Source organism: Bartonella sp. TT110JLCBS, assembly GCF_042193405.1.
In the GTDB taxonomy this organism is placed as follows: Bacteria; Pseudomonadota; Alphaproteobacteria; order Rhizobiales; family Rhizobiaceae; genus Bartonella.
On the sequence record NZ_JBHILT010000013.1, the window covers coordinates 53,851 to 64,593 of the forward strand.

Annotated in this window: 11 protein-coding genes, 1 tRNA gene and 1 pseudogene; 11 read left to right on the forward strand and 2 right to left on the reverse strand. The window is 37.5% G+C overall.

What is annotated here, in order from left to right; translation table 11 throughout:
* Positions 1 to 7: 7 nt before the first annotated feature.
* The 3 genes from ACFILW_RS06590 to ACFILW_RS06600 all read left to right on the forward strand — a co-directional run bounded on the left by ACFILW_RS06590 (position 8) and on the right by ACFILW_RS06600 (position 1,572).
* Positions 8 to 376 carry a YraN family protein gene (locus ACFILW_RS06590; protein WP_375623865.1) on the forward strand — a complete coding sequence of 123 codons (369 nt, stop codon included), beginning with the start codon at positions 8 to 10 and terminating at the stop codon, positions 374 to 376.
* A gap of 103 nt (positions 377 to 479) precedes the next feature.
* The gene (locus ACFILW_RS06595) at positions 480 to 725 is read left to right on the forward strand and encodes a hypothetical protein (RefSeq protein WP_375607294.1); all 246 of its coding nucleotides are present in this window, start codon (positions 480 to 482) and stop codon (positions 723 to 725) included.
* A 55-nt stretch (positions 726 to 780) separates the two neighbouring features.
* Positions 781 to 1,572, forward strand: coding sequence for a pyrroline-5-carboxylate reductase (locus ACFILW_RS06600; protein WP_375646399.1), 792 nt, complete (start codon positions 781 to 783; stop codon positions 1,570 to 1,572).
* Between the two features lie 486 nt (positions 1,573 to 2,058).
* Here the strand turns inward: ACFILW_RS06600 and ACFILW_RS06605 are convergent, their stop codons facing one another.
* Positions 2,059 to 3,120, reverse strand: coding sequence for an Mrp/NBP35 family ATP-binding protein (locus ACFILW_RS06605; RefSeq protein ID WP_375623822.1), 1,062 nt, complete (start codon positions 3,118 to 3,120; stop codon positions 2,059 to 2,061).
* 575 nt (positions 3,121 to 3,695) lie between these two features.
* Between ACFILW_RS06605 and rpmH the strand changes: the two genes are divergently transcribed.
* The 8 genes from rpmH (at position 3,696) to ACFILW_RS06645 (ending at position 10,528) form a co-directional block, all read left to right on the forward strand.
* Positions 3,696 to 3,830: a 50S ribosomal protein L34 gene (gene rpmH, locus ACFILW_RS06610; RefSeq protein WP_005864709.1), complete on the forward strand. Its 135-nt coding sequence runs from the start codon at positions 3,696 to 3,698 to the stop codon at positions 3,828 to 3,830.
* A gap of 117 nt (positions 3,831 to 3,947) precedes the next feature.
* Positions 3,948 to 4,340 carry a ribonuclease P protein component gene (rnpA, locus tag ACFILW_RS06615; RefSeq protein WP_375685390.1) on the forward strand — a complete coding sequence of 131 codons (393 nt, stop codon included), beginning with the start codon at positions 3,948 to 3,950 and terminating at the stop codon, positions 4,338 to 4,340.
* Complete coding sequence (gene yidC, locus ACFILW_RS06620; protein ID WP_375685391.1) at positions 4,330 to 6,168, forward strand: membrane protein insertase YidC; 1,839 nt, start codon at positions 4,330 to 4,332, stop codon at positions 6,166 to 6,168. Before rnpA ends, yidC begins: the two co-directional genes overlap by 11 nt.
* The gene (yihA, locus tag ACFILW_RS06625) at positions 6,165 to 6,809 is read left to right on the forward strand and encodes a ribosome biogenesis GTP-binding protein YihA/YsxC (RefSeq protein ID WP_375623815.1); all 645 of its coding nucleotides are present in this window, start codon (positions 6,165 to 6,167) and stop codon (positions 6,807 to 6,809) included. The genes yidC and yihA overlap by 4 nt, the downstream gene beginning before the upstream one ends.
* A gap of 139 nt (positions 6,810 to 6,948) precedes the next feature.
* Positions 6,949 to 7,641 (forward strand): glutathione S-transferase family protein, encoded by a 693-nt coding sequence (locus ACFILW_RS06630; RefSeq protein ID WP_375623813.1) that lies wholly within the window; start codon positions 6,949 to 6,951, stop codon positions 7,639 to 7,641.
* 1,212 nt (positions 7,642 to 8,853) lie between these two features.
* A complete protein-coding gene (gene dapB, locus ACFILW_RS06635; RefSeq protein ID WP_375685392.1) occupies positions 8,854 to 9,666 on the forward strand; it encodes a 4-hydroxy-tetrahydrodipicolinate reductase in 813 nt (270 codons plus the stop codon).
* 28 nt (positions 9,667 to 9,694) lie between these two features.
* Positions 9,695 to 10,315 (forward strand): 2,3-bisphosphoglycerate-dependent phosphoglycerate mutase, encoded by a 621-nt coding sequence (locus ACFILW_RS06640; RefSeq protein ID WP_375623809.1) that lies wholly within the window; start codon positions 9,695 to 9,697, stop codon positions 10,313 to 10,315.
* A 128-nt stretch (positions 10,316 to 10,443) separates the two neighbouring features.
* Positions 10,444 to 10,528 (forward strand) — tRNA-Leu (locus ACFILW_RS06645).
* A 98-nt stretch (positions 10,529 to 10,626) separates the two neighbouring features.
* Here ACFILW_RS06645 and ACFILW_RS06650 read toward each other — a convergent pair.
* A pseudogene (locus tag ACFILW_RS06650) lies at positions 10,627 to 10,743 on the reverse strand (DNA-binding protein); the annotation flags it as partial.

The window sequence follows — 10,743 nt, forward strand, 5'->3', positions numbered from 1 at the left end:
TAAGACTATACAAAAAAAACGGAGGCAAAAGTCTTTTTATCGAGGGGTTCGTGCAGAAAAATTGGCAGCTTGGTGGCTACGTTGCAAAGGGTTTCACATTGCCGAAAGGCGTTTTAAAACAAAATGTGGGGAAATTGATTTAATTGCACGACGTGGAAATTTGATTTTAATCGTTGAAGTCAAAGCACGTTCAACATTAGCTGAAGCAATGGAAGCGGTTTCCCGAATGAATGAAAGGCGAATTGAAGCAGCTGCCGATATTTGGCTTGCACGGCAAAAAGATTATGCCCTTTTGTCTGTACGCTTTGATTTAATTGCAATTTTACCTTGGCGTTGGCCACAGCATATCCCTGCATTTTTTACATCTGATCAATAAAAGGCCCCTTCCGTTTTAACCATACTCTATAAAAAACGTTTCGTTTTTATATGCATATGCGTTAAAAAGTGTATAACAATTTGAGCGCTATAAGGAGCGAAATATGGATGATTATGAAAAGTTTGCAACAGGTTTGCTCATTGTTTTTGGAGCGCTGATTATTGGTGGTTTAATGGCAATGCATATTGTACTTATGAATAAACCAGGTTTTTTATTTGCATTAGCCGCAGCTATTGTTGGTTGGTTTTCTGCTTTTGCCGTTCTGTTTGACAAACCAAAAGTCTATTTGGGCTTGATTATTCTTGCTATTTTATGTGTTGCTTCCTCAATTAGCATTTATGTTAGTTAAAACACATAAACTGTTAATTGAGATTCCTTTTAAAATATAAAACTGAGGAAGAGAAATGAAACTTGGCTTTTTGGGAACGGGCACAATCAGTGCTTCAATGGTCAATGGCCTCATGACAAGCACCTTTGACATTTCTTCCATTATTGTTTCACCGCGCAATGCACAAACAGCAGAGCATCTTTCACACACGTATGATAAGGTTATGATTGCTGAAAATAACCAAGCGTTGCTCGATGTGAGTGATTGTGTTTTTCTTTGCTTGCCTAACCAAATTGCAGAAAGCGTTTTGCGTTCTCTTCGCTTTCGTCCAGAACAGCTGGTTATTTCCGTACTTGCTATGGCAAAAGCAGCAGAAGTGGAAAAATGGATCAACCATAAAGTTTATCGTGCTGTTCCTCTACCTTTTGTCGCAGAGTGTAAAAATTTGACACCAATTTATCCCGATCATCCCTTTTTACGTGCTCTATTTGATGCATTGGGGGGTACATTGGTACTAGATAAGGAAGAGCAGTTTAATCTTTTTATGACTGCTGGTTCACTTATGGGCGTATATTTTAATTTTTTAGAGACAGCCCATCAATGGTTTATAACACAGGGGTTAAAACAACAGCAATCAGCAGAATTTCTTACCATGATGTTTGGCAATCTTACAGATGAAATGCGTAAAATTATAGCAACAGATTGTTCTACATCTCTCGATTTTGCACGACTTGAAAAAGAGTTTTCAACAAAGGGGGGAACAAATGAATTTTTGTCAAATTGTTTTTCTCATCAAGGGGGAAGAAGTGCTTTAACAACGGCTATTGAAGCTACTTTTCAAAAAATAAATGCTTCTAAAAAGGCTTGACCAGCATTTTTTATCCTCTCAATAAGAGAAAGTTATTGGTATTTTTATTGAGTTTTTCTTGAATATGGATTGATAACATTATCTGCTATACACATTTCAAGAGCAAGATAAACGAGCTTTTTAAACGCCCATCCCTTGTAATTTAAATGAATAGGGATCAATCTTCCGATTGATCTTCAAGCTGTTTTTATCGTAAAAAAGTGATTGTTAAATATTTTTTATAACCTTTTACAATTTTCCTCAATTATTTTCATTTTCTGTCTTCTTCTTTTCGCATCAATGCCAACATCTTTTTCACCTCACTGCTCCAACCGCCCCGATTAAGTCCCCGTTCTTCAGATTACCCAAGTGCATGACTAACTTTTTGTTTGTCACCTCTATACTCCACTCAAACATTAAGGCTTCCCTTTACCCTTACAAAGGTTACACCTATTTTTATGTCTTTTATGATTATATTTTAGCAAATTCTCTTAAACAAACATATCTTCAAAAGAATTTATTTTTTATTTGATCAACAATTTTACGATACAGTTTAGCAAGCTCTTCAGTAGGCTTAGCAACAAAAATAGGGACCCCCTCATCTGAAGAAAATCTTAAAGCTGCATCAAGCGGTATTTCCGCTAAGAAAGGGACTTCTCGACGTTCCGCTTCTGCCCGTGCACCACCATAGCCAAAAATATCATAGCGTTTTCCCGTATCAGGAGCGATAAAATAACTCATATTCTCAATGAGTCCTAGAATAGGAACATTAACTTTCATGAACATTTCTATTGCTTTACGCGCATCCACTAAAGCAAGATCTTGGGGCGTAGAAACAACCAACGCACCTGTTAATTGTACCTGTTGGGCAAGCGTTAATTGTGCATCCCCTGTACCGGGCGGCATATCAACGACTAAAACGTCCAAAGGGCCCCATACAACATCTCGTAACAATTGCGTTACAGCTGCCATAACCATAGGACCGCGCCAGACCACCGGCTTTTCTTCCTCCACCAAAAATCCCATCGACATCAATTTCAGTCCGAATTTTTCAAGAGGTTGAAGCTTTTTTTCTCCAATAAGCTGTGGTTTTTGATTAACAAGTCCTGTCAAACGTGGCAACGAAGGACCATAAATATCAGCATCCATCACCCCCGTCTTGAAACCAGAATCTTGTAAAGCTAAGGCGATATTTATTGCCATCGTAGATTTTCCTACCCCTCCTTTTCCAGAAGCAACAGCAATCACATGCCGCACACCTTCTATGGGCATTTTGATCGGTAAGAGATTTGCTCTCCGTCTAGATGCAGCCTTTGTTGTTTTTTCAGCTGTAAGTGTGACAACAACAGATTCCACGCCCTCCAAGGCACATACCATCTTTTCAGCAGAACGACGCAATGATTCCCATTCTTGCACACCTCCCTCAGGAACTGTAATGGAAAAAAAAACCTTTCCATCAGCAATCAATATTTCTGAAAGAAGCCCCAACGACACAATATCGCTTTCAAGATCTGGTCCTTTGATTGTACGTAACACATTGCGGACAGCCTCACTTGTGATAGGATTCACGTTCTTTCCTCTCTATAAAAATACCAGAAAATACAAGCATAAGAACGAAAACACTTACAGGCTTATCACCTGATAATTTTCTACTTTACTCAGCATTATAAAGTGTACATTACTTATATCTTATCTCTTTAAAAATATGAAACTATCCTTAAATAAAGAAGCTCAAACATAAAATCTGATATAAAATCCTATCAATCATGTTTATGCTACAAGCACTTTAATGAATATTCTGATAAAAATTTTGTAAAAAAACTTTTAATATTAAAGGATATTTAAAATTGGCATACAGTAATCAGTCACACTTTCTTTAATTCTTTAATGCCCTAGTCATTTGTTTTTTGTAGATTCAATCGTTATTTTCTGAAACCCTTACAGTATTTTACAAAAAGTGTCACAGACAGTTATTAAGGTGTTTTGTATTCTTTCAAGGGAGAGAAAAACATTCTAAGATTGACTTTTTTTATATTTTTCCTTATGGGTTAACAGCCGTATGATAGGATAAAATTGTTTATCTCGTGCATAACTGCTCATAAAACGAAGATTAAGAAGGGCCGCACTCCGCGGTATTTAAATAAATGAAACGTACTTACCAACCCTCTAAACTTGTCCGTAAACGCCGCCATGGGTTTCGTGCACGCATGGCCACAGCTGGAGGACGTAAAGTTATTGCTGCAAGACGTGCTCGTGGACGTAAGCGGCTCTCTGCTTAACCATTTAAATATTCACAACTATTGAGGATTTCTCATCATTTCTTCGTTGTGAAACTTTCATTATGAACCTCTAATGCCTGCTTGCAGGCATTTAGTGAAATTGCGAAATGTTCTTTTATGAAGAAAAACCATCCCTGTCGTATTCGCAAAAGAGCAGATTTTTTGGCTGTCCGTACAGGAGAAAAACGACGTGGTCCTTTATTTCTGCTCGAAGTTAAATCTCGTAAACAAACAACAGAAAAAAAAGATTCTCTTTTTGCACGCGTAGGCTTCACTGTTACCCGTAAAAACGGTAATGCTGTGAAACGTAATCGTATTAAAAGGCGCTTGCGTGAAGCCGTGAGAGTTGGTGTAACAAACCACCTAGAAGCAGGAACAGATTATGTCATTGTAGCGTACCGTGATGTGTTACATGCGCCTTTTACATCCTTAATTAGTGAGTTAAATCGGCGAATAAAACCAAAAATAAAACATCAGAAACAACAACAAGGGTGTACGGATGGAATATAACCGCAATTTCTTTATCGCTATTGGCTTATCTTTCGTAGTGCTCATCGCATGGCAATTTCTTCATGTTGCTCCCAAACAAGCAAGGTTACAAAAACAACAAATCGTCACACAGCAATTATCAAAACAACAATCGGCTCTTGCTACTACCACGACGGATTTTTCTGACGATGCCTCAACGCATCAAGCTACATCTATCATCGAACAGCCAATGACACCTGAAATTCGGAAAGCTGTATTGGCCAAAACAGAACGTATTGCGATCAAAACCAATGAACTAGAAGGCTCTATTAATCTTGTTGGTGCACAATTCGATGATCTTCACCTCAAAAAATATCGTTTAACAGTCGATAAAAAATCACCGGAAATCGATTTGCTAAACCCTAAAGGTTTTAAAACGACCTACCTTGCTGAATTTGGTTTTGCAAGTGCGTCTTTGCCAGCAAAAGCCTTACCTCAATCGGATACAAAATGGCAAATAGAGGGAAATAATACAATCCTGACTCCTTCAACACCCATCACTTTAATTTATAATAATGGACAGGGACAAATCTTCCGCCGTACCCTTTCTGTTGATGATCATTACATGTTTACCATTGAGGATTCTATCAGCAATGAAGGTGATCAACCAATATATCTCTCATCCTATGCCCGCGTTGCACGTGCAGCGCCACCAGAACATACAAATGCAACCTATTTGCTTCATGAGGGGATGATAGGAATTGCGGGAGATTCGCTCAAAACTGAAAAATATAAAACCTTAGCAGAACTTGATCCAAATCCTGATAATGGGCAAAAGAGCATGACCTTCTCTAAAGTAACAGGAGGTTGGATTGGTATTACCGATAAATATTGGGCCGTAGCAGTCATTCCCCCGCAAAATAAAGAATATACAAGCCGTTTTATTTATTTTGATCGTTTGCAAACACATTATCAATCTGACTTGCTAGGGTCGCCTTTAACGATTGCCCCAAATGAAACAAAAACTGTTACTAATCGTCTTTTTGCTGGTGCAAAACAAGTTGAAATTATTAATAATTATCAAAATAACCTAAAAATCAAAAAGTTTGCTCTTTTAATTGATTGGGGCTGGTTTGATTTCATCACCAAACCAATGTTTTCTCTCATTGATATTCTTTATAAGCAAACAGGAAATTTTGGTATCGCCATACTTCTTGTCACAGTACTCTTAAAAACACTTCTTTTCCCTCTAGCCAATAAATCTTATAAATCTATGGCACGTATGAAGCTTATACAACCGCGGTTGCTAGAAATAAAAGAAAAATATCCCGATGACCGGACCAAACAACAACAAGCAATAATAGACCTGTATAAAACCGAAAAAATTAATCCCCTTGCCGGTTGTTGGCCAATGTTGGTTCAATTCCCAATATTCTTTGCTCTTTATAAAGTTCTCTATATCACCATTGAAATGCGCCATGCGCCTTTCTTTGGCTGGATTCAAGATTTAGCGGCACCCGATCCAACTTCTCTTTTTAACTTGTTTGGTCTCTTGCCATATACAACGCCAACATTTCTTATGATTGGTGCATGGCCTTTGATTATGGGAATAACGATGTTTTTACAAATGCGTATGAATCCCGCTCCTCAAGACCAAACCCAAGCGATGATATTCACATGGATGCCTATTGTCTTTACTTTTATGCTCGCCTCTTTCCCTGTTGGTCTCGTCATCTATTGGGCATGGAACAATATATTATCAATCATTCAGCAAGGTATCATGATGAAGCGCCAAGGCGTCAAAATTGAGCTTTTTGATAATCTGAAAGCCATCTGGAGAAGATCACCCAAAAAAGAAGTGCGTGAATGACAAGAGATTCTTCCCTTTCTGGAATTTTTTCTCGCAATTGGATTTTTATTCGTGGTGTACCAGCAATACGCTTTCTTCCCCCCGAAGGACCACCGGAAATTGCATTTGCAGGACGTTCCAATGTTGGAAAATCATCTTTAATTAACGCACTCGTCCAACAAAAAAGCTTAGCACGTACCTCAAATACACCAGGACGGACTCAAGAGCTTAATTATTTTGTCCCCGATGGCTTCAGTGGGCAACTAGGAGACCTTCCCCCTCTAGCATTAGTAGATATGCCTGGTTATGGTTTTGCTGCTGCTCCTAAAAATCTCGTTGATGCGTGGACAAATTTGATTTTTAGCTATTTACGGGGGCGCACAACGTTAAAACGTGTATATATCTTGATTGATTCACGGCACGGAATCAAAAATAATGATGAAGATGTTCTTGCTCTCCTTGATAAAGCAGCCGTTTCTTATCAAATTGTTTTGACAAAAAGCGATAAAATCAAATCAAATGCCTTGGAAAAATTAATTATGAGCACACAAACAAAGCTTCTTAAACGCCCAGCAGCTTATCCTGAGCTTCTTGTAACCTCTTCAGAAAAAGCTATCGGTTTAGAAGAATTACGTGCTGCCATTTTGCAAACCATCGCATAAGAGAACAATTCCTGGTTATTAATAATTTATTAATTATAATTGCTAGCAGCTGCTAATAATCTTGTACTTCTAGTCAAGCATCTTTATAAAAATGATTACTTGAAAGAATTTTCTTCAACTCTATTTGATAGTGTAAATTATGCTAACACTTTTTCACTCTCCCCTATCCGCTGCCTCGCGCTTCATACGCCTCATTCTTGGGGAATATGGTGTAACCACTCAACTGATTGAAGAATATGAATGGGCAAGAAGACACGAATTTCTAGCTCTCAATCCCGCTGGTCATGTTCCTGTTTTTCTCGATGAACACGAAGTTCCGTTATCAGGCCCTCTTGTTATCTGTGAATATTTAGACGAAATACATGGAAGTTTACGACAAGAAAATAAGCTCTTTCCGGAAAATCCTTTAGATCGTGCGGAAGTACGCCGTCTCAATGACTGGTTCTTAAATAAATTCGAAAATGAAGCAACGCGCCATATCGTACGAGAACGAATCCATAAACGTGAAATGCCACTTGCCATTGGCGGTGGTGCTCCTAATTCACAAATTTTACGCAATGCACGTGCCAATATTTTACCACATATGAACTATCTTAATTGGCTCTGTGCCTCTCGCGATAGTTTAGTCGGTTCTGCCTTGTCCTATGCAGATCTAGCAGCAGCAGCCTCTATTTCTGTACTTGACTTTCTAGGAGAAATTGACTGGGAACAATCTCCTGCTGCCAAAGACTGGTATATGAGAATTAAATCACGCCCTTCTTTTCGTTCTCTTTTAACAGATCGCGTCCGCGGAATTGTTGCAAGTGCTCACTATGCAGATCTTGATTTCTAGCCTTCTCTCACAAACAAAAATAAAAGTGATATTTTATCTAAAGGATATTTATAGGTTTATGAATTTTTATGCATTTCATATAAATAATACAATAATGCATTGATTTATAATTATATTTAACAGAGAATAAGACCCTTTATAATTGCATCAAAAAAGTCACTTTCTTGTCATGTCATAAAAAAGATTAGTACAGGGAGAGAAAGTATTTAAGAAAGAATTTTAAAGACTCTCTTTAAATACAAGGGCTGTAGAATTATTAGAAGATCGGCAAATAAAATAATAATACTTAACGCATGTTATCCTCCATTCTCCCCAATATATGAAAAAATGTATTGTATAATATATATACTATTTGCTCTATAATAAACAAAACTCATCATGCGTTTTTATAACATAACAATTTTTTCAACTGACTTTCCTCAAGGATGAAGAATCCGACCAACTCTCGTGTGTAAACAATCCAACTTCTTGTTAATATCTTGTTTTTACTCCCTTTTTACATGATTTTATTTATGGATAATATATTGATATACAATCATTTTTAACTTAAATCATCAATTCCAAATACTTTTTTCTCATTACCTTCCTCACATTTGAAACAATCAAAATCACTTGCTTATGGGTCACAAATGAAATTGGTAAGTGAAAAAATATTAAAGAAAAGAATGAAAATGCCTAAGCGCCAAGAATTATTAAAACATTAAAGGCTAATAAAACGTATGATAGTGCTGATTTTCTCTTTTCTGAAGCATAAAGATAGTGGCGCAGAATAGATGTTATATTATTTATGGATACTCTCTCGTGATACCACTCATGAACACTATCATAAAATAAGTTTAGAAAAATTGATAAATATTTCTTTAAGAAAAGCGCATGAATTGACAACATAGGTCTATTTTGTTTGGGAGATCTTGTTTTGCATGAAGAACGCTCCCCCTTACAGAACGAAAGAAACAAAAGCGTAAAGTAATACACAATCTTCATTAGGTTTCATAAGCAAACCTTACTTAGGAATATTCATCACCCCCTCTAACGAAAAACATCTCTATTTAAATTTGTAGATCTTATATCACTTGCTCTAAACAACAGTATCTTACAGCACAACAAGATAAATTAAAGCAGAAAAAAATTTTTCTATAAAGAAAAAGAACCATTGGAAAGAAGGCAAGAATTTGCCTATACTGCACAGTAAAGTATCATAAGGAGATAAAAATGCGCCTTACAGTTGTTGGTGCAAATGGAAGAATGGGACGTGAACTCATTACAGCAATCCAGCAGAGGAGAGATGTAGAGCTTTGTGCTGTTCTTGTACGCAAAGGCTCACCGTTTGTAGGAAAAGATGCCAGTGCCTTAATTGGTTCTGATTCTCTTGGGATTAGTATCACTGACAATCCCGAAAATGCCTTTTCTAATACAGAAGGTATTTTAGATTTTTCACAACCAGAAGCCAGTATTCTTTATGCTAACTACGCTGCTCAAAAAAGCCTTGTCCATATTATTGGCACCACAGGATTTAGCAAAACAGAAGAAGAAAAAATTGCAAATTTTGCAAAATATACAACAATTGTCAAATCCGGAAATATGAGCCTTGGAATAAATCTTTTAGCAAACCTTGTAAAGAAAGCCGCTAAAGCATTAGAAGCCGATGATTTTGATATCGAAATTTATGAAATGCATCACGCGAACAAAGTTGACGCCCCTTCTGGAACAGCCATTCTTCTTGGCCAAGCAGCAGCTGAAGGGCGCAATGTTATGCTTAAAAATGTGGGTGTCAACGAACGCAATGGTCATATAGGTAAACGCAAAAAAGGCACCATTGGCTTTTCCTATTCACGTGGTGGAACAGTTGTTGGAGAACACAGTGTCATTTTTGCCGGTTCCAATGAGCGCATTATTCTTTCACATACAGCGCAAGAACGCTCTATCTTTGCCAACGGTGCATTAAAAGCAGCTTTATGGGCACAAAATCATGAAAGCGGTCTTTATTCAATGTTCGATGTTTTGGGATTGAACGATGAATTTTAAACAATCAATAGAATAGAGGCAATTCATAATGGGACGCATACTTGTACTCATTCGTCATGGACAAAGTGAATGGAATCTCAAAAACCTTTTTACCGGTTGGAAAGATCCCGATTTAACAGAAAAAGGTCATGCAGAAGCGATAGCAGCAGGAGAAAAACTAAAAGAATATGGTTTAAAGTTTGATATCGCTTATACATCTGCCTTACAGAGAGCTCAAAAAACCGCTCAGCACATTTTAGAGCAAATGGGACAATCAGATTTAGAAGTGATAAAAAGTCCCGCATTAAATGAACGTAATTATGGTGATCTTTCTGGTTTAAATAAAGATGAAGTACGCCAACAATGGGGGCAAGAACAAGTGCAAATGTGGCGCCGCTCCTATACGATTGCGCCGCCGAATGGAGAAAGCCTACGCGACACCGGTGCGCGCATCTGGCCTTATTATCTTTACCATATCCAGCCTCATATTTTGCGCTCCCAAACTGTTTTGATCGCAGCACATGGAAACTCTCTTCGTGCTCTTATTATGGCGCTTGAAGGTCTAACTGGTGAGGAAATTATATCTCAAGAATTAGCGACCGGCATTCCTATTATTTACACATTTAATCCGGATTCAACAATTTTATCAAAGACAGTCCTCACACCCTAAACTTCTAACCTTAAACTTCTAAAATCATGATCTCCCTCAAAAATTCAATTCTATCGTTTTAAGCTGAAAAAATAAATTCTATAATTTTATTGACAGAGTTTCTTCATGCGCTTAGATGAATTTTATAAGCCCAGATGGCGGAATTGGTAGACGCGCAGGTTTCAGGTACCTGTGCCGTAAGGCGTGGAGGTTCGAGTCCTCTTTTGGGCACCATTTTGTATCTTTAACATATTAAATATATAGATTTTTTCTTTAAATAACCATTTTTAGACCACTTTTTAGTCCACCTTCTACGGTTTATACAACTTTACCTAATTTGTTCTTATTTTCTCCTTATTTTTCTTTGGAGTAAAGGCTAAGATCTCTTTTTTTCTCCACCTCACTGCTCTCCCTAGCTTATATGGCTCCGGAAACAACCCCTGAAGCAC

Excerpts from the sequence above, each read along its gene's own strand:
- yihA (WP_375623815.1), top strand. The coding sequence starts at position 6,165 with ATGACAAGAGATTCTTCCCTTTCTGGAATTTTTTCTCGCAATTGGATT.
- rpmH (WP_005864709.1), top strand. The coding sequence starts at position 3,696 with ATGAAACGTACTTACCAACCCTCTAAACTTGTCCGTAAACGCCGCCAT.
- ACFILW_RS06595 (WP_375607294.1), top strand. The coding sequence starts at position 480 with ATGGATGATTATGAAAAGTTTGCAACAGGTTTGCTCATTGTTTTTGGA.
- yidC (WP_375685391.1), top strand. The coding sequence starts at position 4,330 with ATGGAATATAACCGCAATTTCTTTATCGCTATTGGCTTATCTTTCGTA.
- dapB (WP_375685392.1), top strand. The coding sequence starts at position 8,854 with ATGCGCCTTACAGTTGTTGGTGCAAATGGAAGAATGGGACGTGAACTC.
- ACFILW_RS06640 (WP_375623809.1), top strand. The coding sequence starts at position 9,695 with ATGGGACGCATACTTGTACTCATTCGTCATGGACAAAGTGAATGGAAT.
- ACFILW_RS06600 (WP_375646399.1), top strand. The coding sequence starts at position 781 with ATGAAACTTGGCTTTTTGGGAACGGGCACAATCAGTGCTTCAATGGTC.
- ACFILW_RS06630 (WP_375623813.1), top strand. The coding sequence starts at position 6,949 with ATGCTAACACTTTTTCACTCTCCCCTATCCGCTGCCTCGCGCTTCATA.
- rnpA (WP_375685390.1), top strand. The coding sequence starts at position 3,948 with ATGAAGAAAAACCATCCCTGTCGTATTCGCAAAAGAGCAGATTTTTTG.